We start from the raw sequence: 21193 nt of genomic DNA on the forward strand, positions 1-21193 counted from the left end.
TGGCATGGCGATAGCGCGGATTGGACCGTTTGGCCGATAGCGTTCAGAGCATGGAGGATCCGAGAAGGAGCACGGCTCTGCGCCGTGAGGTGGGCGAGATTCTACAAAGCCATCGGAAAGAAGCGAAGCTCTCTCAAGCCAAGCTCGGGCGCATGCTCGGTTGGGGCCGGGCGACCGTGACACGGGTCGAAAACGGCATGCGCGGCATCTCCGAGATCTACCTGACCCAGTACCTGGGCAAGTGCGGAGTGAAGCTTAAAGACATCGAACGGATTCTCGCTCTACACCGCACGGCTGACGACGGCATCCAGGAGCGCACCCACGACGGACGATTGCCGGACGAACTGCATTGCCTAACTCTCCACGAGACTCTAGCGGCTTCCATGCACGCGTTCGAGTTCTTCCACATCCCTGGGCTATTGCAAACCGTGGGATATATGAGTTCCCTGTTTCGACGACGGAAGGAGTACACAGAGGAGCAAATCCAGGTCTGGGTGGACGCCCGACTGGCGCGGCAGGGTGTCTTGAATAGGGGTCAACCTCCGGACTGCCTCTTCCTCATCCATGAGACTGCACTCCGAATGAACGTCGGCGGCCCACGAGTGATGCATGAGCAGATGCTGCACCTGCTGCTCTGGAGCACTCGGAAGCAATGCGAGTTCCGTGTAGTGCCCGGAGCGGCCGGCGCGGTCGACGGAATGTCCGTGCCGTTCATCCTCATGGATTTCCCGGAAGGACATCGCCCGATGGCTTACATCAACGCTGGTGAGACCAGCGTGTTCCTGGAAAAGAAGGCATCGACTGGTCACTTCGCCGAAGCGGCGAAGAAGCTCACAGAGGTCGCCCTGGATGAGAGACAATCCAGGGGCTTGCTTGAAGACCTGGCAAGCGAATTCGACCAGGCAGGAGCACGAGGCGATGACTACACCTGGAGCGGCTGGACACAACTGGCGTAAGAGCAGCCGCAGCGGCGGCAGTGCGAGCGGAACCTGTGTTGAGGTTGCATGGGCGGGTGTCCAGGTGTTGGTTCGTGACTCCAAGAACCCGAGTGGGCCAATACTAGAGTTTTCCGAACAGGCGTGGCGGGCTATGCGGGTGGGGCTGTAGTCGCCCGTACCACCAATGATGGCGTGAGCAGGTGGCGGACCGGGTCCACCCGGTCGCCACGGACCTTCTCTAGCAGCGCCTCCCCCGCCAGCCTGCCCATGTCGTGTCTTGGCTGGTCGATCGTGGTCAGGGAGACGTGTCTTAGAGCCGCGAGCGACGTGTTGTCGTAGCCGATCACCGAGATATCGTCCGGCACCCGCAGGCCCGCCTCTTCCAGGGCCGAGATCGCACCGATCGCGTTGAAGTCGTTCGCGGCGACCAGGGCCGTGGGCATCGAGCCGCGTTCCAGTAGCTCGCGTACCGCCTTCTCCCCCGCGATGTCCGTGTACTCGCTCCGAATGACCTGCGGCTGTAGACCGTGCTTGCGCATCGCTGCCAGGTAGCCGCGCATCCGCGTCGCCGCCTGGGAGCCGTGGCCGCCGTCCAGGTGCGTGATGCGGGTGTGGCCCAGCTCCACCAAGTGGTCCACCGCGATCCCCGACCCGACCTCGCCGTCGTCGTTGATCGTGTCCACCGTCGATACGCGGGTCGAACGCGCGACCAGCACGACCGGGACCTGGTCCGCTGCCAATGCGATTGCCGACGATGGGACGACCGGGCCTAGCAGGGCCAGGCCTGACGGGCGGAAGGACAGCAGGCTCATCAAGGCCTTGCGTTCGCGAGTGGCGCTGCGGCCTCCCGTGTTGATGATCAGGTCAAAGCCGAGTGGGCCTACCGCATCCTCTAAGCCATCGACGATTTCGGCGAAGAACGCGTTGTGCAGGTCCGAGAGCATCACGCCCAGCACCGTCGAGGTGCGGGAGGCCAGTGAGCGCGCCATTGCGTGTGGGGTGTAGCCGAGGGACTCTGCCGCAGCGAGAACCGCTGCCCGGCGTTGTTCGCTGACCTTGGGGGAACCGCGCATGACCAGCGACACCAGCGCTCGGGACACGCCCGCGACGCGGGCCACGTCCTCCATCGTGGGCCGGGCCATGGGCTCACCCCTATGTCATGAGCGGCAACTTGTGCTTGACAGCAGTGTGACGCAGCCTACATGGTTAGAGCGCTCTAACGGTTAGAGCGCTCCAAGAACGCGACCGGTGCCAACAATGGGGAGTGGCGGGCCTATGCGAATCGGAGTAGCGGGCGTCGGCCGGATCGGCGCCATGCACGCCGCGAACGTCGCGGCACTGCCGCAGGTCGATGAAGTGGTGTTGTTCGATCCGCTGCCGGGGCGCGCCGATGAGGTCGCGGCGGGGCTGGGTGCGCGCACCGTCGGCGACTTCGCCGGGTTGCTCGAGGCCAGTGACGGGATCGTGTTGGCGACGCCGACCGATACGCACCCCGCTCTGCTTCGCGCGGCCATCGAGGCTCGGGTGCCGACGCTGTGCGAGAAGCCGGTCGCGAGTGATCTCGGCGAGGTGCGAGCGTTGGCGGCGGAGGCCGAACGCACCGGCACCGAGGTGGTGGTGGCGTTCCAGCGGCGGTTCGATCCGGCGGTCATCGAACTGCACCGGCGCATCCATGCGGGCGAGTTGGGGACGTTGTATCTCGTGCGGGCGGTGCTGTGTGATTCGGTGCCGCCGCCGGTGAGCTACCTGGCCGGGTCGGGCGGGATCTTCCGGGACGCGCTGATCCACGATTTGGACGCCATCCCCTGGCTGGTGGGGGCGCGGCCGGTGCGGGTGTTCGCGGCGGGTGGCATCCGGATGGAGGATTCGCGGGCGGGCTACGAGGCCGCGAACGACGTGGACACGGCCGTCGTGACGGTCACCTTCGACAACGGGGTGCACGCACAGCTCGCGATGACGCGGCACAACCCGGTTGGGTACGACAGCCGGATCGAGGTGCTGGGCAGCCGGGATTCCGTGGTGGTCGGGGTGGATGGGCGGACGCCGCTGCGGTCGCTGGAGCCGGGTGGGCCGAATCCGACCGACGCGTATCCGAGTTTTCAGGTGCGGTTCGACACCGCCTACCGCAACGAGATTGCGACCTTTGTGGACATCGTGGCCGGACAGGCTGCGAACCCCTCGCCGGTCCGGGACAGTGTGATCAGCCTGGTCCTCGCGGACGCGGCCGGTGAGTCGATGCGGACCGGCGCCCCCGTCGATATCGCGGAGAGGGTGAGCCATGTCCCGGCGTGAACCGCGTGTCGCCGCCGCCCCGATCAGCTGGGGTGTGTGCGAGGTGCCCGGCTGGGGTCACGTGCTTGAACCGGACGTCGTGCTGGGCGCGATGGCGGAGCTTGGCATCGGCGCCACCGAACTCGGGCCGCCCGGTTACCTGCCCACCGATCCCGCCGAACTGCGGAACGAGCTCGACCGACACGGGCTGACGCTGGTTGGCGGGTTTCTCGCGACGACGCTGCACGAGGGTGAGGTGGACGAGGCGCAGCGGACCGCGAAGTTGCTCGCGGACTGCGGCGCTCAGGTGTTGGTGCTGGCGGCGGCGACCGGGTTGGACGGGTACGACGAGCGACCCGAGCTCACCGATTCGCAGTGGAGCACGCTGATCGGCACCACCGCGAAGATCCGCGACCTCGCGGCCGGGTATGGGCTGACCACCGTGCTGCACCCGCATGTCGGGACGCATGTGGAGCGGGAGCCGGAGGTGCGGCGGTTCCTGGCCGACTCCGACGTCGCGCTGTGCCTGGACACCGGGCATTTGCTGATCGGCGGGACCGATCCCGTCGACCTGGTGCGCGAGCACGCCGACCGGATCGGGCATGTGCACCTCAAGGACGTGCGGGCCGACCTCGCCGCGCGGGTGCGGGATGGCGCGGTCGGGTATGCGGCGGCGGTGCGGCAGGGGATCTATCCCCCGCTGGGTGATGGCGATGTGGACGTCGACACGGCCGTCGGGCTGCTGCTCGAGGCCGGCTACGACGGCTGGTACGTGCTGGAGCAGGACACGGCGCTGGCCGCCGCCTGCTTCCTGGACCGGCCGCGCATCGACACCGAACGCAGCCTCGGCAAGCTCCACCAGATCTTCGCATCGGCGGAGGGCGCCGGTGTCGAGCGAGGGAGATTCCCATGAGAAGCACAGCTGTTGTCGCTGTCCTTGCGGCGTTGACGCTGACCGCCTGCACCGGACCGAGCGGGGACAAGCCCGCCGCGACCGGCGGGGCGAGTTCGGGTGGTGAGCTGCGGGTGGCGGTGATCTCGCACGGCACCGCGGGTGATGCGTTCTGGAACGTGGTGAAAAACGGTGCGGAAGCGGCGGGGCGCGAGCTGGACGTCAAGGTCGAGTACAACTCCGACGGCGACCCCGGTGGGCAGGCCAAGCTGATCGACAACGCGGTGGCGCAGAAGGTCGGCGGGCTGGTGGTGTCGATGGCCAACCCGGATGCGTTGCGGTCGTCAGTGGAAGCGGCGGTGAAGGCGGGTATCCCGGTGATCACCGTCAACTCCGGGGAGCAGCGCAGCGCCGAGTTCGGGGCGATCGCACACGTTGGGCAGAGCGAGGGCATCGCCGGAGAGGGTGCGGGGCGCCGGTTCGCGGAGGCCGGGCGCAAGAAGCTGCTGTGCGTGATCCACGAGGCGGGCAACATCGGGCTCAACGAGCGTTGCGATGGGGCTCGGCGAAGCTTCGGCAACGTGCAGAACCTTCAGGTGGACATCAACAACCCGACGGATGTGCAGTCGCGGATTCGCGGGGCGTTGCAGTCCGACACCGCCATCGACGGAGTGTTGACGTTGAACGCGCAGGTCGCGGCGCTGGCGGGGCAGGCACGCAGGGGCGCGGGCTCGCAGGCTCAGGTGGCGACGTTCGACCTCAACCCGGATGTGGTGGAGCTGATCCGGGGCGGTGAGGTGGAGTTCGCCGTGGATCAGCAGCAGTACGAGCAGGGGTATCTGCCGGTGGTGTTCCTCAAGCTCTACCGGGACAACGCGAACGTGATAGGCGGTGGGCGGCCGGTGCTCACCGGTCCCGCTTTCGTGGACAAGTCCAACGTGGACAAGGTGGCCGAGTTGACTCGGCGAGGGACGCGATGACCGCGCTGGCGGTGGATGAGCGGGTGGCGCGGCCTGGACTGGTGAACCGGCTGGTGGTGCGGCCGGAGATCGGGGCGCTGCTCGGGGCCGCGGTGGTGTTCGTGTTCTTCTCGCTGGTCACCGAGCAGTTCCTCACCGTGGGTGGGGTGGCGACGTGGCTGGATGACGCGTCGGTGCTGGGGATCATGGCGGTCGCGGTGGCGCTGCTGATGATCGGCGGCGAGTTCGACCTGTCCGCGGGTGTGATGACCGCGTCGACCGCGTTGGTCACGGGCATGCTGGCCACTCAGGCGGGGTGGAACGTGTGGGCGGCGATGGTGGTGTCGCTGGTGTTCGCGTTGGGGGTCGGCGCCGCCAACGGGTGGCTGGTGACGCGGACCGGGCTGCCCAGCTTCATCGTCACGCTCGGCAGTTTCCTGGCGTTGCAGGGGCTCAACCTCGGGGTGACACGGCTGGTCACCGGGACCGTGCAGGTGTCGGGGATGCGGTCGACGGCGGGGTACGAGTCGGCGGGGATGGTGTTCGCCTCGACGATCGAGATCGGCGGGCAGCCGTTTCAGGTGTCGATTCTGTGGTGGCTGGCCTTCGCGGCGCTGGGTGCGTGGGTGTTGGTGCGGACGCGGTTCGGGAACTGGATCTTCGCCGTGGGTGGGGCCGCGGCGAGTGCGCGGGCGGTGGGGGTGCCGGTGAAACGCAGCAAGGTGCTGCTGTTCATGACCACGGCGTTCGCGGGGTGGCTGGTGGGCACGATCAACATCCTGCGGTTCGCGAGTGCGCAGGCCAACCAGGGCATTGGGCTGGAATTGCAGTTCATCATCGCGGCGGTGGTTGGCGGGTGCCTGTTGACCGGTGGGTTCGGGTCGGTGATCGGGGCCGCGATCGGTGCGTTGATCTTCGGCATGGCGCGGCAGGGGATCGTGTTCGCGCGGTGGGACAGCGACTGGTTCCAGCTGTTCCTCGGCGTGATGCTGCTGTCCGCGGTGCTGGTGAACAACACCTTCCGGCGGCGGGCGGAGAGGGTGCGGCGATGAGCCTGATCGAGGTGCGTGACATCGGCAAGACCTACGGCAGCGTGATCGCGTTACGGGAGGTGTCGACCGTGGTCAACGCGGGTGAGGTGACCTGCGTGCTGGGTGACAACGGGGCAGGTAAGTCCACGCTGATCAAGATCCTGGCGGGGGTGCACCGGCATGACACCGGGGAGTTGCGCTTCGAGGGTGAGCCGGTGCGGTTCTCCTCGCCGCGGGAGGCGTTGGACCGCGGGATCGCGACCGTGTACCAGGACCTGGCGGTGGTGCCGCTGTTGTCGGTGTGGCGGAACTTCTTCCTCGGCTCGGAGCCCACGGTGGGGTTCGGGCCGTTCCGGATGATCGACCGCCGCAAGGGGATGCACACGGCGCGGCAGGCGCTGGCGGAGATGGGCATCGACCTGCGGGATGTGGAGCAGCCGGTGGGGACGCTGTCCGGCGGCGAGCGGCAGTGTGTGGCGATCGCGCGGGCCGTTCACTTCGGGGCGAAGGTGTTGATCCTGGACGAGCCGACCGCGGCGTTGGGTGTGAAGCAGGCGGGGGTGGTGCTGCGGTATGTCGCGCAGGCGCGGGACCGGGGGCTGGGCGTCGTGTTGATCACGCACAACCCGCACCACGCGTATCCGGTGGGCGATCGGTTCCTGCTGCTCAAGCGGGGACGCAGCCTCGGCTGCTTCGCGAAGTCGGAGATCGGGATCGACGAGTTGACGCGGCAGATGGCGGGCGGGGCGGAGTTGGACGCGTTGAGTCATGAGCTGAGGGCGACTTGATGGAGTTGGAGGTGCTCACGGTCGGTCGGGTCGGGGTGGACCTGTACCCGGAGCAGAGCGGGGTGCCGCTGGCGGAGGTGCGCAGCTTCGCGAAGTTCCTTGGCGGCACGGCGACCAACGTTGCGGTGGCCGCGGCCAGGCTGGATCGCCGGACCGGGGTGCTGACCAAGGTGGGTGCGGACGGGTTCGGGGACTACGTGCGCGGCGCGTTGAGCGGGTTCGGCGTGTCGCCCGAGTACGTGGGGACCGCGCCCGGACTGCTCACGCCGGTGGTGTTCTGCGCACTGGACCCGCCGGAAGATCCGCCGCTGCTGTTCTACCGGCTGCCGGTGGCGCCCGATCTGACGCTCACGGACTTCGACGTGCCGTGGGATGTGGTGGGCGAGGTGCCGGTGCTGTGGGTGACCGGGACGGGGGTGAGTGCCGAGCCCGCGCGATCCACGCAGCGCAAGTTGTTGCTGCACCGCACGCGGGCCGAGCACACGGTGCTGGATCTGGACTACCGGCCGATGTTCTGGCCGGATGTGGAGACGGCGCGGCGGGAGATCGGCTGGCTGCTCGACCACGTGACGGTGGCGGTGGGCAACCGGACGGAGACGGCGGTCGCGGTGGGGACGTCCAATCCGGAGCTGGCGGCGCGGCGGATGCTGGACCGGGGTGTGCAGCTGGTGATGATCAAGAAAGGTGCGGAGGGGGTGCTGGTGGCGACCCCGGAGAGCATGGACACCGTTGCGCCGCAACCGGTTGAGGTGGTGTGCGGGTTGGGTGCGGGTGATGCGTTCGGCGGGGCGCTGGTGCACGGGTTGCTGGCCGGGTGGGAGCCGGTGCGGATCGCGCGGTACGCCAACGCCGCCGGTGCCCTGGTCGCGGGACGGCTGGCGTGCGCGGACGCGATGCCGACGGCGGCGGAGATCGAGGAGTTGCTCAGTGATGGGTGACGGGCGACCGGAAAGCGGGTTTAGCGACCTGAACCCATTCCACAACGGCGTCACGGAGGGGTTCAGGGCGCTAAACCGGAGCGCGCGGGCCTCGCACCGAGGAGCAGTGCGGTGATCAGTGACGAGCGGTGGTTCGAACTCCTGCACACCCGGGCGACCGATCCGGGTGCGGTGCGGCGGGCGTATACCCAGCGGCGGCGCAGGCCGATGTTGCTGTCCGAGCGGGGCACCTTGTTCCTGGTCGCGGCGGACCACCCGGCGCGAGGGGCATTGGATGTCGGCGCCGATTCGCTGGCGATGGCCGACCGCCGGGTGCTGTTGGAGCGGCTGCTGATCGCGTTGGCCGACCCGGAGGTGGACGGGCTGCTCGGCACGCCCGATGTGGTCGAAGACCTGCTGTTGTTGGGCGCGCTGCACGACAAGGTGGTGATCGGCTCGATGAACCGTGGCGGGGTTGCGGGCGCGTCGTGGGAGATCGACGACCGGTTCACCGCCTACACCGCCCGGTCCATCGCGGACTGCGGGCTGGACGGCGGGAAGATGCTGCTGCGCGTCGTCTACTCCGATCCCGGCACCATCCCGACGCTGGAGGGCTGCGCTCGGGCGGTGTCCGAACTGGCGGCGGCCGGGCTGATGGCGATGGTGGAGCCACTGCCCTACCTGTGGGAGAGCGGCGTGACCCAGTCGTTCGGCGCCGACCCCTACCCCACCCGAACCCCACCTGTTCTCCGCTTGGAGACACACCCCGGGGCGCTGGCCAAGGTGGCTGCCATCGCCGCCGGGTTGGGCAGCACCTCCGCCTACACGTGGCTGAAGCTGCCCGCGGTCGCCCAGCCCGAGGCGATGCTGGCTGCCACCAGCCTGCCGGTGCTGCTGCTGGGTGGGCCGCCGTCGGGCGACACCGAGGACGACATCGCCTCCTGGGGGCGGGCACTGCGGCATCCCGCCGCCCGCGGCCTTGTCGTGGGGCGAACGCTGCTGTATCCGCGCGGCGGTGACGTGTCGGCGGCCGTGAGGTCCGCCGCGCGGCTGCTGCACACTTCGAAGAGGGCACCATGACGCTGCACCGTCCACTCGGGACACTCGCCGCCGACTCCGATCCCGTGCTGCTCACACCGGAAGCGGCGGGCTGGACCTACACGGGGCTGCGGGTGCTGCGCCTGGCCGCCGGGCAGCGGCGGACGGTGGACACCGGCGAGTTCGAGGCGTTCGTGCTGCCGCTGAGCGGCGGCTGTGTGGTAGAGGTCGACGGGGAGCGGTTCGACCTGACGGGCCGGGCGTCGGTGTTCGCGCGGGTCACCGACTTCGCCTACCTGCCACGCGACTCCGTCGCGCACCTGACCAGCGCGGACGGGGCGGAGGTGGCGTTGCCGATGGCACGGTGCACGCGGCGGCTGACACCCAGGTACGGACCCGCCGAGGACGTGCCGGTGGAGGTGCGCGGGGCGGGCAGCGCGACCCGGCAGGTCACCAACTTCGGGGTGCCCGGGGTGTGGGAGCACGCCGACAAGCTGAACGCCTGCGAGCTGATCACGCCGGATGGCAACTGGTCGTCCTATCCCCCGCACAAGCACGACGAGGCAAGCGAGTGCGAGGTGGTGAACGAGGAGATCTACTACTTCCGCATCGCGGGCCGCGACGGGTTCACCCCCTCGCGGGAGGGCTTCGGGCTGCACCGCACCTACACCGCCGACGGCGAGATCGACGTCGCCGTCGCGGTCCGCGACGGCGACGTGTTCCTGATCCCGCGCGGCTACCACGGGCCGTGTGTGGCGGCGCCGGGCTATCCCATGTACTACCTGAATGTGCTGGCCGGGCCTGGCGAGGAGCGGTCGATGGCGTTCTGCGACGACCCTGCGCACTCCTGGGTTCGCGAGACCTGGGCGGATCAGGCGCTCGATCCGCGATGCCCGGTCACCTCGGCGGAAGGACGGCTGTCATGAAGCTGACCACGGCGCAGGCGCTGGTGCGCTGGCTGATCGCGCAGCGCAGCGAACTCCTTGACGGCGGGCAGGCGCCGCTGTTTCCGCACGTGTTCGGCATCTTCGGGCACGGCAACGTGCTCGGGTTGGGCGCCGCCCTGGAGGAGCACCGCGAGCGGCTTCCGCTGTGGCGGGGGCAGAACGAACAGGGCATGGCGCTGGCCGCGGTCGGCTACGCCAAGGCCGTGCACCGCCGACAGGTGGGCGTGGTGACGTCCTCCATCGGGCCGGGGGCGTTGAACCTAGTGACGGCGGCGGGCGTGGCGCACGCCAACCGGCTGCCGCTGCTGCTGTTGCCGGGTGACACGTTCGTCAGCAGGGCACCCGATCCGGTGTTGCAGCAGGTGGAGCATTTTGGCGATGCGACGGCCACCGTCAACGACGCGTTTCGGGCGGTGAGCCGCTACTTCGACCGGATCACCCGGCCCGAGCAGCTGTTGGCGACGCTGCCGCAGGTGGCGCGGGTGCTCACCGATCCGGCCGACTGCGGGCCGGTCACGTTGGCGCTGCCGCAGGATGTGCAGGCGGAGACCTTCGACTTCCCAGCCGCGTTGTTCGAACCGGTGCTGCACCGGGTGCAGCGGCCCCGGCCGTCGCGGCAGGCGGTGGCGGACGCGGCGCGGGTGGTGCGGGCGGCGGAGCGGCCGCTGCTGGTGGTCGGCGGCGGGGTGCGCTACTCCGGTGCGGCGGCCACCGCGGTGGACTTCGCGGAGCGGCACGGTGTGCCGGTTGCCGAGACCACCGCGGGGCGGACGCTGGTGCCGCACGACCACCCGCTGCACGCCGGTCCGCTGGGCGTCACCGGCTCGGCCTCGGCCAACGCGCTCGCCGCGGGCGCGGATGTGGTGCTCGCGGTGGGCACCCGACTCCAGGACTTCACCACCGCGTCGTGGACGGTGTTCTCACCGCACGCCCGGCTGGTCACGGTGAACGCGGCGCGGTTCGACGCGGTCAAGCACGGCGCGCTCTCGGTGGTCGCAGACGCCGAGGAGGGCCTGCGTGAGCTGGGTGAACAGCTCGACGGCTGGCGGGCCGACCCGAAATGGACTGCGCTGGCCGAGAGCGAGCGGCAGCGGTGGGACGCCCACATCGACGCCCTCCGCGCACCCGGTGATGGGCTGCCCACCTATGCGCAGGTGGTCGGTGCGGTCAACGACCTGTGCACGCGGGAGGACTACGTGATGAGCGCGGCGGGCGGTCTGCCTGGCGAGCTGATCGGCGGCTGGCGTTCCCACGGCGAGTCCACAATGGACGTGGAGTACGGGTTCTCCTGCATGGGGTATGAGCTGGCGGGCGCCTGGGGCGCGGCGATGGCCCGCGACCGGGGCGTGGTCACCGCGCTGCTCGGGGACGGCTCGTACCTGATGCTCAACTCCGAGTTGTACTCCGCGGCGTTCGCCGGGCACGGGTTCGTCGCGGTGGTGTGCGACAACGGCGGATACGCCGTGATCGACCGACTGCAACGCGGGCAGGGCGGCGCCGGGTACAACAACATGCTCGCCGACTGCCGCACCGAACTGGGCACTCCCCCACGCGTCGACTTCGCCGCACACGCCGCGGCGCTGGGCGCGGCGGTGTTCAGTGTGGACGGGCTGGACGGCCTGCGGGCGGCCTATGCCAAGGCGCGGGTGATGGCGCACGGCGGGCGGCCCGCGGTGGTGCTGGTCGGCACCCATCCCTCGTCCTGGACCGAGGCCGGTGCCTGGTGGGAGGTCGGCGTGCCCTCGGCTGGGCACCGCGACGACATCCTCGCGGCCCGCGCCCGACACGATGAGGCGAAAGTTCGCCAGGTCCGCTTTTTATGACCACAAGTAACTTAATGCAGCCTTAAGCATGTGACCCGAGGCACCATCCCTCCTGGTCGGGAACCGGCGCGGCTTCCGACCAGGTGAAGCGGGAGGCTGAAGGTTGCGCGTGAAGACTCTGGCGGCGGTGGCCGTCGCGCTGGCGGCGGTGCTGGTCGTGCCGCCGCTGCTGACGCCGACGGCGGGCGGTGAGGCCGGGCAGGTGCGCGGACTGCGCGTGCTGGTGCCCAACACGCCCGGCGGCGGGTACGACACGACGGCGCGGGCGGCGGCCAAGGCCATGGAGGACGCCGACCTGGTGCGCAGGCCGGAGGTGCTCAACCTGCCCGGTGCGGGCGGCACCGTGGGGCTGGGCAGGCTGGTCAACGAGCGCGGCAACGGCAAGCTGGTCATGTCGATGGGGCTCGGGGTGGTCGGCAGCGTCTACACCAACAAGTCGCCGTCCTCGCTGGCCGACACCACGCCGATCGCGCGGCTCACCGAGGAAGCCGAGATCGTGGTGGTCGGCAAGGACTCGCCCTACACCGACATCCGCCAGCTCATCGCGGCCTGGCAGGCCAACCCCGGGGCGGTGCCGGTGGGTGGCGGCTCCTCCCCCGGCGGCCCGGACCACCTGGCGCCCATGCTGTTCGCGGAGGCCATCGGGGTGGCGCCCAAGTCGGTCAACTACGTCGCCTACGACGGCGGCGGCGAACTGCTGTCCGCCGTGCTGGGCGGCAAGGTGGCGTTCGGCGTTTCCGGCATCAGCGAGTACCGCGACCAGATCGAGTCCGGCGACCTCCGCGCGCTGGCGGTGACCAGCGAAAAGCGTCTGCCCGGCGTCAACGCCCCTACCCTGCGCGAGTCCGGTGTTCCGGTCAGCTTCACGAACTGGCGCGGCATCGTCGCGCCTCCCGAGCTGTCCCAGGGCGAGCGGGAGCGGCTGCTCACGCTGCTCCGGGACTTCCACGACAGCCCCGAGTGGGCCGAGACGGTCAAGCGTCACGGTTGGACCGACGCCTACCTGCCCGGTGAGGACTTCGGGCGGTTCCTGGCCGCGGAGAACGACCGCGTCGGCAAGGTGCTGAAAGGGCTGGGGCTGGCATGAACTGGTTGCGGGAGCATTCCGAACTCGGCGTCTCGGCGCTGCTGGCGGCCCTCGGCCTGCTGGTGATCATCGACGCGCTGGCCATCCCCGAGGACGTGTCGCGGCGCAGCCCGGTCGGCCCCGAGGTGGTGCCGCTGGTGATCGGCGGGCTGCTCGTCGTCGTCGCGCTGCTGCTGGCCAGGGACGTGCTGCGCGGCGGGCACGGGCAGGCCGAGGGCGGCGAGGACATCGACCTCAGCGTGGCGTCGGACTGGAAGACGGTGCTGCTGCTGTGCGGGGCGTTCCTGGCCAACATCGCGCTGCTGGAGACCGCCGGGTTCCCGGTGGCGGGCGCGGTGTTGTTCTGGGGCGCGGCCTACGCGCTGGGCAGCCGCAACCCCGTGCGCAACCCGCTGATCGCGGCCGCGTTGTCGATCCTGACGTTCCTGCTGTTCAACAACCTGCTGGGCGTCGCACTCCCAGGCGGTCCGCTGATGGGAGTGCTGTAGATGGACACCCTCAACCAGCTCATCGAGGGCTTCGGCACCGCGCTGACCCCGACGCACCTGCTGCTCGCGGCGATCGGCGTGCTGCTGGGCACCGCGATCGGCGTGCTGCCCGGCATCGGGCCCGCGATGGCGGTGGCGCTGCTGCTGCCCGTCACCTACGGCGTGGAGCCGACGGGTGCGTTCATCATGTTCGCGGGCATCTACTACGGCGGGATGTACGGCGGGTCCACCACCTCCATCCTGCTCAACACCCCCGGTGAGTCGTTCTCGGTGGTGGCCGCCATCGACGGCAACCCGATGGCCCGCGCCGGGCGCGGTTCGCAGGCGCTCGCCGCGGCGGCCATCGGGCACTTCATCGGCGGGCTGATCGGCACCACGCTGCTCGTCCTGCTCGCACCCACCGTCGCGAGGCTGGCCGTGAACATCGGCGCACCCGACTTCTTCGCGATCATGGTGTTGGCGTTCATCGCGGTGACCTCGGTGCTGGGGTCCTCCCGTATCCGCGGCTACGCCTCCCTGCTGATCGGCCTGACCATCGGGCTGATCGGGCTGGACGAGTTGACCGGTCAGCAGCGGCTCACCTTCGGGGTGCCGCAGTTGGCCGACGGTGTCGACCTGGTGGTGATCGCGGTTGGCCTGTTCGCCGTCGGCGAGGCCCTGTGGATCGCCGCCCACCTGCGGCGCACGCCTTCCGTCGCCCTGCGAGCCGGCCGTCCCTGGCTTGCGCGGGAGGACGTGCGTCGCTCCTGGCGTCCGTGGCTGCGGGGCCCGTTCATCGGATTCCCGTTCGGCGCGGTGCCCGCGGGTGGCGCCGAGATCCCCACGTTCCTGTCCTATGTGCTGGAGAAACGGCTGTCCAAGCACCGCGCGCAGTTCGGCAAGGGCGCGATCGAGGGCGTGGCGGGCCCGGAGGCGGCGGCCAGCGCCTCGGCGGCGGGCACACTGGTCTCGATGCTGACCCTGGGCCTGCCCACCACGGCGACCGCGGCGGTCATGCTGGCGGCGTTCCAGCAGTACGGCATCCAGCCGGGACCGCTGCTGTTCGAGCGGGAGTCGGCGCTGGTGTGGGGCCTGATCGCCAGCCTGTTCATCGGCACCGTGCTGCTGCTGGTGCTGAACCTGCCGCTGGCGCCGCTGTGGGCGAAGCTGCTGCGCATTCCCCGGCCCTACCTGTACGCGGGCATCCTGTTCTTCGCCAGCGTCGGCGCCTACGCCGCCAGCGGTGAGTCGTTCGAGTTGATCGTGCTGCTGGTGATCGGCCTGATCGGGTTCGCGATGCGCCGCTACGGTTTGCCCGTGCTGCCCGCCATCATCGGGGTGATCCTCGGGCCGAACGCCGAGCAGCAGATGCGGCGGGCCTTGCAGATCAGCGACGGCGACATCGGCGGCCTGGTGAACACGCCGCTGTCGATCGCCGTGTACGTGATCGTCGCATTGTTGATCGCGTTCCCCGTGGTGAAGAAGCTGCTCGGCCGTTCGAAAACCCATTCGGATTCGAGCTGATGGTTTCGGATTGATGACAACGTATTGATTACCGATTGATCACACGTAGGATCGCGTTCTCTCTCCTCACCTCGATGGGATTTGCGTTGTGATCTCCAGCGAAGCAGATCATGTGTACGCGACCTTCGACCGGCGATTGGCGCAGGCCATCACCGACCGCGGGCTGAGCCTGGACAGCATCAAACGCAAGCTCGCCGCCCGCGGCATCGAGGTCAGCATCGCGACGCTGTCCAATTGGCAGCGCGGGCGCAGCCAGCCGGAACGGGCGAAGTCACTGCACGCGGTCGCCGAGTTGGAGAGCGTGCTGCGACTGGACCGGGACTCACTGTCGGGGCTGCTGGGTCCGCGGCGGCCGCGGGGCCGCTGGGTGAACCGCGTCGAGGAGGTCATCCCCTACGACCGGCTGTGGGAGTCCGACGGGCTCGCCGACACGCTGGAACTTGTTGATCCGCAGGGTGACCAGCGGCTCGGCTACGTGAGCCTGCACGACGAGGTGTTCATCGACTCCGAGCGGCGCGAGGTGCGGATGGTCTCGCACGGGGTGACGCGGGCCGCGGTCGACGGCGCCGACCGCTTCGTGGTGACCCACTGCGGGGAGACCGACCACGTCGCGCTGCCCCGACTGGAAGCGGGCGCGCACACCAGGCTCGGCAGGCGGCGCTGCGATCCCAGCCGGGGATTCTGCGCCACCGAGATCGTGCTGGACCGCAACCTGCGGGTGGGCGAGACCGCGATGTTCAACTACTCGGTCGTCATGTTCCCCACCGAGGAGAGCAGTCGGTACTTCCGGCTTTTCCAGCGCAGGATCAGGGAGTACGTGCTGCAGGTGACCTTCGACGAGACCGCGATCCCGGTCCGCTGCTACGCGGTGCACCGGCCCGCGGCGGGCGAGGAGACCAGCCGGGAACTGTGGCCGGGAACCTCGCACAGCGTCCACCACGTCGCGCTGGACTTCGGTCCGGGAGAGCTCAGCATCAACTGGGAGTGGAATTGAGAAAGCCCGGCTCCGGGCCACTGGAGCCGGGCTTCGCCGCGGCCGGAACCGCGGCCCGCCGCACTCGGAGGGTGCGGCGGATCCGCCGGAAAAAAGAATTCTCCGGCGGAGCTGAATTTCTTTTCATCACCTAATACACAGATGAATTTGTTACGCGTCTTCCATTGCCTCGCCGACTTCGTGCGCGACCCGTGAGTAGTGTTGATCGGCCAACAGGTGACCTCCCGCGATCACCCGTGCCAGCGGCCACTCGATCAACTCCAGGGCGGCCGGCACGCCGAGCGCGGCGTAGTAGGCCAGTCGCTCGGGTGGCGGTACGCCGACGTGGCCTAGCACCGGAACGTCCACACTGCGCGTCGCTGCCGTCATCACGAGCCTCCCTACCTAATGCTTTCCGCACAGGCTGTCCAGTAAACGCACTCGAAACGGGGAAGTTCACCGATTCCGGCGGGCCGGGTGACTCGGGCCGTGGGCAAAATGCCTCGTAGGCGGTGGTCCGTGAGCGAGGAGTCCCCACCATGGCGAAGCTGCGTTTTCTGCCCGATTGGTCGCATGAGCAGAACGGTGATATTCGGCCGGGCGACGAACTGGTCATCGAGTACGACTCGAAACGGCTGGTGCCGCAGCAGCGCGGCAAACGCAAGGCACACGTCTCGGCGCATCTGCGTTTCCATCCAGGGGGCGAGGAACACAGCAGGCGGGTGGTGCCGGGGCCGCTGAGCGTGATCGTGCCGCAGGGCGTCACGGATATCGAGGTGTGGTTCGACCGCACCGACGGTGCGGGCAAGACCAGTTGGGACAGCCGGTTCGGCGAGAACTACTGGCTGCCGGTGCGGGACTGACCGGCTCCGGGCGAGCGCGGCGGCTGGTCGGTGCCGCGCTCGCCCGGTCTCACCTTCCCGAGCCGGGGTGCCCGGGAAGCTTCCTCGGCCGGTCCGCCTGTTCGTGGCGCTCCTCCGCACGCGGCTCCCGCTTTCCTTCCTTGTCCGGCTTCTTTTCGCCGGGCTTGGGCTTGGGTTTGGCGCCCGGCCGGTCCGGCCGCGGTCCCGGCTTGCCAGCCGGGCCGGGCTTTCCGCCCGGACCGGGCTTCGTCGTGGGACCGGGCTTGCCGCCCGGCGTCTGCGGTGACTGCGTCGGCGACTGGGTCGGCGCCTGCGTGCTCGGCTGGGTCGGCGAATGCGACGGCGGGTTGGGCTTGGTCGCGGTCGGCATCGGCGGCACACTCGGCGACCGCGTGGGCTGCGGCGACCCGATATGGCCTGGTGGAGCAGGCTCGCCCGGCGCGGCCGAAACGGTATGGGCGGGCAGGGCGAGGGCCTGGTCCCCGACCGCGCGGGAGGGGCGGTCGGGGTCGGGGCGTAGGGGTTGGGTGGACGTGGCCATCGTCAGCACGCCCGGGTTCTCCGAGGTCGGCGGCTGCCCGACGTAGTTGCCGACGCTGTTCGGACCGAACAGGCCCATCACCCTCCCCGCCACCCAGCCTCCGCCGAACAACAACGCGATCACGAGTGCTTGCGCGGACAACCTCGCCGCCGTGCTCATTGCCGGATGCCTCCCCCGCATGGGCTTCGTTGCCTGGTCAAGCGTGCCGGGTGCCGCCCTTCGGGGGTCAAGGCGGAGTCACTCGATAGATCGGGAACGTGATCAACCCGCAGCCGGGATGAGGGCCCCGCCGTGACCTTGTTCAGGCCACCGGGTGAGCACAACACGGTCCGTGTTCAGCGCCGAGCGATCTTCTTCGCCGCTCGCGAACGCCCCGATCGATGCCCTCACAGGGCCGGCGTTGATCTCCGTTGGAGGGAAACCCGGGACGCGGTCAGCAGGGCGTGGGGGTGCCGTTGGGGCTCGAGGCGGTCAGGTCGTGCAACAGCGCCTTGAGGGTCTCGAGTGGGGCGCGGTCCACGCTGTACCAGCTCCAGGTGCCGCGGCGCTCGCGGCGCAGGATGCCCGCCTGGACGAGGATCTTCAGGTGGTGGCTCAGCGAGGGCTGCGGCATGTCGAAGTCGGCGGCGAGGTCACAGAAGCAGACCTCACCGGCCGCGGCCGCGTGCACCAGCGATACCAGCTTGACCCGCACCGGGTCGGCCAAGGCCTTGAACAGCCTGGCATTCCGCGCAATGGCGTCGTTCCGCTCGTCGAGCAGTGCCACGCCGTTGGTGTTTTCCCGCCCCCTGGTCTCCACGGTTACATCATGACGGGATCGGATAAATATTGGGTGAACCGATGTGAGATTACTACGTACGGGGGTATGCAACTTCAAGTAATTGCCGCAATCGGGAACAAAATTCCCAGTTCAGAATGGGACTAGGCCATTCGACCCGTGAATGCGGCCGTTCGTTCCCTGTTCCTGCATATTCAATTTGGGTAATCTGATGATCAGATTCCACGGTACCGGGTTTTGGGCGGGGTTGCGGGTTACAGGGGCACCCGCAACCCCGCGGCAATGGGCCTGGAGGCCCGGTAGGGAGTCCGCACAGCATCGCGAGTGCGGGGCCGCGGACGAACTCGGCTCCGCACTCGCGAATCCATCTCTATCGCTGTGTCAGACGGTGATCCAGGCGGTGCTCACCGGTCCGTAGTTGCCCGCGCGGTCCTTGGCCCGCACGTAGACCAGGTGCTTGCCCTTGGCGAGCCCGGCGACCGGCACCGTGGCGGTGGCCGTCGCGGTGTCATCCGCCATGGTCAGCGCCATCGGAGCGGCCTTGGTGAAACCGGCGTCCAGCGAGTACTCGACGGTTGCCACGTCGCCGCCGACGGCGGGCGCACCCTTGGCCAGCGCCTCGTACTGCTTGGCGTCGACCTTGACGCTCAGCGCGTTGCCCGCACCGGAGCGGGTGGCGCCGACGCTGTCCGCCGCGAGCACGTTCGGGCCCAGCGCCGAGGCGTAGGGCGCCTTGGCCTGCTTGGCCAGGTACATCAGCGCGCCCTTGTTGGCGTTCCAGTAGCCGTTCACGCAGGAGTAGGCGGGGGTGAAGCTGTTGCCGCAGCCCGCGCCGCCCAACTCGATGGTGAACGAGGCGACGCCCAGCTTGTCGTAGATCCAGTCGTCGTGACCGCCGGAGGCCGCGTACAGGACCTCGGGCGCCTGGCCTGCGCGGTAGCCGTTGTAGCGGGTCAGCTGGTTGGCCATCGCCCGAAGCTGGGCGTCGTTGCCGGACTTGACGTTCTGGTACTGCCACGGGAACAAGTTCAGGCCGACCACCGAGTGGATGGACAGCATGGTGCCCTTGGCGGTGGTGGGCGCCGGGACGTTGCCGTCGCCGCGCTGGTCGGGGAACAGCTTGCGCCACAGGTTCTGCAACGCGGTGTTCTCCGGCTCGCTGTCGGCACGCGGCCCGAGGTAGGTCTCACCGCAGGGGTTGGTCGTGGTGCCCGCGCCGCCCCAGTGGGTGCTGTTGTTGCGGTTGAGGTCGACGCCGACGCCGGTGCCCGAGCAGGAGCCGTTGGTGGCGTTGCGGTTCTTGCGGTGCAGGATCGGCTGGTTGCCGCCCTGCTGCACGTAGTCCACGCCGTCCGGGTTGGCCATCGGCACGACCCAGACCTCGGTGGTGTCCAGCAGCGAGGTGACCTCGGCATCGCTGCCGTAGCCGCCGACGAGGTGGTCGATGAACTTGTAGGCCATCTCGCCGGTGGCGATCTCCCGCGAGTGGGTCTGCGTCATCAGGAAGAACCGCGGCTTCTTGGCGTCCGTGCGCTGCTCGCAGTCGCCCGCGGCCAGCTTCGTGATGCACATGGCCTTCATGTCGTACTTGCCGAGGAACGACTTGCCGATGGTGAACAGCTTCGTCAGGTCCGGCTTGGCCCCGGCCACCTGGTCGAGGTGGTTGTAGTGGCCGGTCACGGTGTGATAGCCGCCGTAGTAGGTGTCGGCGATCTTCGCGTTGGCCGGGTCGGGGTTGCCGACGAGTCCGCCGGGGCTCTGCCACAGCGGCTTGAGGGTCTCGTCGACGGAGATCTTGTACCCGTCCTTGCGCAGCTTCTCGCCGACCTCGGCGGTGCCCGCGACGAACAGGTCGTCGCCCTCACGGCGCTCGGTGACGTCGTAGGACGCCACCAGCTTCTGGGCCTGTGCCTCGCCGGGCACGGTGACGCGGTAGATGAACGCCTGGGTGTTGTCGCGCTGCTGGTGCTCGGCGACATCGGAGGGGGTGGGGGTCTGGCCCGCTCCCGCGGGGAGGCTTATCGCGGTCGCGACCGCGGCGGCCGCTGCCACCGCGATGGCCCACTTCTTGCGTTGCTGGCTCATAGCCACCTCTGGTGTAGGCGTGAGAGCACCGAGAGGTGCCACGGAGTCCGAGGGATGAACTCCGGTGCCGCCTCGCTGGGCCGGGCTCTCAGCAGGGGTTTCGCCGTTACAGCCTGGTCTGCCGTGATCGGTTCGTGAACGCGGCGTTATACGCCGGATCCGAATCGGTCGCTGGGTGCCAATAGAGCTGCAATCTTCACCCATTGTCAAGACAAACTGCGAAGTTATGGATGTAGACAATAGGCCTGCCCACCGCCGGTCTCATACCGCGATATGCGATATTTTCGCTGTTCAGCCGCATGATCGCCGATCTTGACGAGCTTTGGCGGATCTGAACAAATTGGACAGAGATAGTGCGGTTATCGGGACAGGCACTGTCGGTCGACAACAAAACGGGCCCGCGGCGAGGAGAATTCCCGCCGCGGGCCCGTGGGGCGTGCAGGGCTACCGGAGCTTGCCGACGCCCGCGTAGAGGTTGGAGTGCTCGGGGTTGGGCGGTACGTCCTGCGGGGAGCGCGGCTTCCACTGGGGCGTGAACACCAGGCCCGGCTCGACCAGGTCGAAGCCCTCGAACATGCGCAGCACCTCAGCACGGGTGCGCGGGTGCGCGGGCTCCTGGGTCTTGGCGAAGACCTCGACGGCCTTGGCCATCGCCTCGGGCATCCCGTCCGGCGTGAAGTGCGACAGCGCCAGGTAGCTGCCTGCTGCCAGCGCCTCGCGGTAGCGCTGGACGATCGTCCACGGGTCGCGGGTCTCCGGGATGAACTGCATGACGCCGACGATCAGCAGACCCACCGGTTGGCTGAGGTCGAGCAGTTCGCGGACGGGCGCGGAGCCCAGCACCGACTCCGGCTCGCACAGGTCCGCCTGGATCGCGGCGGCGTTGGCGTTGTCGGCGAGCAGCAGTTCGGCGTGCGCGACCGCCACCGGCTCGATGTCGACGTAGACGATCTTGCATGACGGGTCGATCTCCTGCGCGACCTCGTGCACGTTGCCCACGGTCGGGATGCCCGAGCCGAGGTCGAGGAACTGCCGGATACCGGCCTCCTGCACCAGGAATTTCACGGCGCGACGCAGGAAGTCCCTGTTCATCGCGGCCATCCGGTTGGCGGGCACCACCTTCAGCAGGTTGTCCGCCGCGTTCCGGTCGATCTCGAAGTTGTGCGCTCCGCCCAGCAGATAGTCGTAGATCCTTGCCGAGCTCGGGAGCTTCGTGTTGATTTCCTTGGGAACCCAGCTCAACTGGTCGACCACAAGCCACCGCCCTTTAC

The 21193-nt window shown here is 68.8% G+C and carries 22 protein-coding genes; 16 read left to right on the forward strand and 6 right to left on the reverse strand.

Annotation, left to right across the window (positions count from 1 at the left end; translation table 11 throughout):
* The first annotated feature begins 50 nt into the window (after positions 1-50).
* Together ACU6XJ_RS04370 and ACU6XJ_RS04375 are read left to right on the forward strand one after the other, a co-directional pair.
* Positions 51-956 (forward strand): helix-turn-helix domain-containing protein, encoded by a 906-nt coding sequence (locus ACU6XJ_RS04370; RefSeq protein ID WP_476307037.1) that lies wholly within the window; start codon positions 51-53, stop codon positions 954-956.
* Positions 919-1107: a DUF397 domain-containing protein gene (locus tag ACU6XJ_RS04375; protein ID WP_476307039.1), complete on the forward strand. Its 189-nt coding sequence runs from the start codon at positions 919-921 to the stop codon at positions 1105-1107. Before ACU6XJ_RS04370 ends, ACU6XJ_RS04375 begins: the two co-directional genes overlap by 38 nt.
* Here the strand turns inward: ACU6XJ_RS04375 and ACU6XJ_RS04380 are convergent.
* Positions 1088-2080, reverse strand: coding sequence for a LacI family DNA-binding transcriptional regulator (locus ACU6XJ_RS04380; RefSeq protein ID WP_476307041.1), 993 nt, complete (start codon positions 2078-2080; stop codon positions 1088-1090). The genes ACU6XJ_RS04375 and ACU6XJ_RS04380 overlap by 20 nt on opposite strands.
* Before the next feature lie 133 nt (positions 2081-2213).
* On the opposite strand from ACU6XJ_RS04380, the gene ACU6XJ_RS04385 reads away from it, so the two are divergent.
* From ACU6XJ_RS04385 to ACU6XJ_RS04445, 13 genes are all read left to right on the forward strand, one after another.
* Positions 2214-3230, forward strand: a complete 1017-nt coding sequence (locus tag ACU6XJ_RS04385; RefSeq protein WP_476307042.1) for a Gfo/Idh/MocA family protein — start codon at positions 2214-2216, stop codon at positions 3228-3230.
* Positions 3217-4122: a TIM barrel protein gene (locus ACU6XJ_RS04390; RefSeq protein ID WP_476307044.1), complete on the forward strand. Its 906-nt coding sequence runs from the start codon at positions 3217-3219 to the stop codon at positions 4120-4122. Before ACU6XJ_RS04385 ends, ACU6XJ_RS04390 begins: the two co-directional genes overlap by 14 nt.
* The gene (locus ACU6XJ_RS04395) at positions 4119-5081 is read left to right on the forward strand and encodes a sugar ABC transporter substrate-binding protein (RefSeq protein WP_476307046.1); all 963 of its coding nucleotides are present in this window, start codon (positions 4119-4121) and stop codon (positions 5079-5081) included. Before ACU6XJ_RS04390 ends, ACU6XJ_RS04395 begins: the two co-directional genes overlap by 4 nt.
* On the forward strand, positions 5078-6112 hold the full coding sequence (locus ACU6XJ_RS04400; RefSeq protein ID WP_476307048.1) for an ABC transporter permease: 1035 nt from the start codon (positions 5078-5080) through the stop codon (positions 6110-6112). The genes ACU6XJ_RS04395 and ACU6XJ_RS04400 overlap by 4 nt, the downstream gene beginning before the upstream one ends.
* Positions 6109-6879: an ATP-binding cassette domain-containing protein gene (locus ACU6XJ_RS04405; protein ID WP_476307049.1), complete on the forward strand. Its 771-nt coding sequence runs from the start codon at positions 6109-6111 to the stop codon at positions 6877-6879. The genes ACU6XJ_RS04400 and ACU6XJ_RS04405 overlap by 4 nt, the downstream gene beginning before the upstream one ends.
* Positions 6879-7817 carry a 5-dehydro-2-deoxygluconokinase gene (gene iolC / locus ACU6XJ_RS04410; RefSeq protein ID WP_476307050.1) on the forward strand — a complete coding sequence of 313 codons (939 nt, stop codon included), beginning with the start codon at positions 6879-6881 and terminating at the stop codon, positions 7815-7817. The genes ACU6XJ_RS04405 and iolC overlap by 1 nt, the downstream gene beginning before the upstream one ends.
* 111 nt (positions 7818-7928) lie before the next feature.
* Positions 7929-8876, forward strand: coding sequence for a Cgl0159 family (beta/alpha)8-fold protein (locus ACU6XJ_RS04415; protein ID WP_476307051.1), 948 nt, complete (start codon positions 7929-7931; stop codon positions 8874-8876).
* On the forward strand, positions 8873-9760 hold the full coding sequence (gene iolB, locus ACU6XJ_RS04420; RefSeq protein ID WP_476307052.1) for a 5-deoxy-glucuronate isomerase: 888 nt from the start codon (positions 8873-8875) through the stop codon (positions 9758-9760). The genes ACU6XJ_RS04415 and iolB overlap by 4 nt, the downstream gene beginning before the upstream one ends.
* Complete coding sequence (iolD, locus tag ACU6XJ_RS04425) at positions 9757-11604, forward strand: 3D-(3,5/4)-trihydroxycyclohexane-1,2-dione acylhydrolase (decyclizing) (RefSeq protein WP_476307053.1); 1848 nt, start codon at positions 9757-9759, stop codon at positions 11602-11604. Before iolB ends, iolD begins: the two co-directional genes overlap by 4 nt.
* 103 nt (positions 11605-11707) lie before the next feature.
* Positions 11708-12691 (forward strand): Bug family tripartite tricarboxylate transporter substrate binding protein, encoded by a 984-nt coding sequence (locus tag ACU6XJ_RS04430; protein WP_476307054.1) that lies wholly within the window; start codon positions 11708-11710, stop codon positions 12689-12691.
* Positions 12688-13179 (forward strand): tripartite tricarboxylate transporter TctB family protein, encoded by a 492-nt coding sequence (locus ACU6XJ_RS04435; RefSeq protein WP_476307055.1) that lies wholly within the window; start codon positions 12688-12690, stop codon positions 13177-13179. Before ACU6XJ_RS04430 ends, ACU6XJ_RS04435 begins: the two co-directional genes overlap by 4 nt.
* A complete protein-coding gene (locus ACU6XJ_RS04440; RefSeq protein ID WP_476307057.1) occupies positions 13180-14682 on the forward strand; it encodes a tripartite tricarboxylate transporter permease in 1503 nt (500 codons plus the stop codon).
* Positions 14683-14794: 112 nt separating this feature from the next.
* Positions 14795-15676, forward strand: coding sequence for an XRE family transcriptional regulator (locus ACU6XJ_RS04445; RefSeq protein ID WP_476307059.1), 882 nt, complete (start codon positions 14795-14797; stop codon positions 15674-15676).
* Positions 15677-15826: 150 nt separating this feature from the next.
* Here ACU6XJ_RS04445 and ACU6XJ_RS04450 read toward each other — a convergent pair whose 3' ends face one another.
* Entirely contained in the window at positions 15827-16045 is a 219-nt protein-coding gene (locus ACU6XJ_RS04450) for a hypothetical protein (RefSeq protein ID WP_476307060.1), read from the reverse strand.
* 149 nt (positions 16046-16194) lie between these two features.
* Between ACU6XJ_RS04450 and ACU6XJ_RS04455 the strand changes: the two genes are divergently transcribed.
* Positions 16195-16518 (forward strand): DUF6209 family protein, encoded by a 324-nt coding sequence (locus ACU6XJ_RS04455; RefSeq protein ID WP_476307061.1) that lies wholly within the window; start codon positions 16195-16197, stop codon positions 16516-16518.
* 49 nt (positions 16519-16567) lie between these two features.
* On the opposite strand, the gene ACU6XJ_RS04460 is transcribed toward ACU6XJ_RS04455, so the two are convergent.
* From ACU6XJ_RS04460 to ACU6XJ_RS04475, 4 genes are all read right to left on the reverse strand, one after another.
* Positions 16568-17218 carry a hypothetical protein gene (locus ACU6XJ_RS04460; RefSeq protein ID WP_476307062.1) on the reverse strand — a complete coding sequence of 217 codons (651 nt, stop codon included), beginning with the start codon at positions 17216-17218 and terminating at the stop codon, positions 16568-16570.
* A gap of 274 nt (positions 17219-17492) precedes the next feature.
* Complete coding sequence (locus ACU6XJ_RS04465) at positions 17493-17858, reverse strand: ArsR/SmtB family transcription factor (protein ID WP_476307063.1); 366 nt, start codon at positions 17856-17858, stop codon at positions 17493-17495.
* A gap of 360 nt (positions 17859-18218) precedes the next feature.
* Positions 18219-19922 (reverse strand): M14 family zinc carboxypeptidase, encoded by a 1704-nt coding sequence (locus tag ACU6XJ_RS04470; RefSeq protein WP_476307064.1) that lies wholly within the window; start codon positions 19920-19922, stop codon positions 18219-18221.
* 444 nt (positions 19923-20366) lie between these two features.
* The gene (locus tag ACU6XJ_RS04475) at positions 20367-21176 is read right to left on the reverse strand and encodes an SAM-dependent methyltransferase (protein WP_476307065.1); all 810 of its coding nucleotides are present in this window, start codon (positions 21174-21176) and stop codon (positions 20367-20369) included.
* Positions 21177-21193 lie beyond the last annotated feature (17 nt).

Source organism: Actinorectispora metalli (assembly GCF_056323685.1).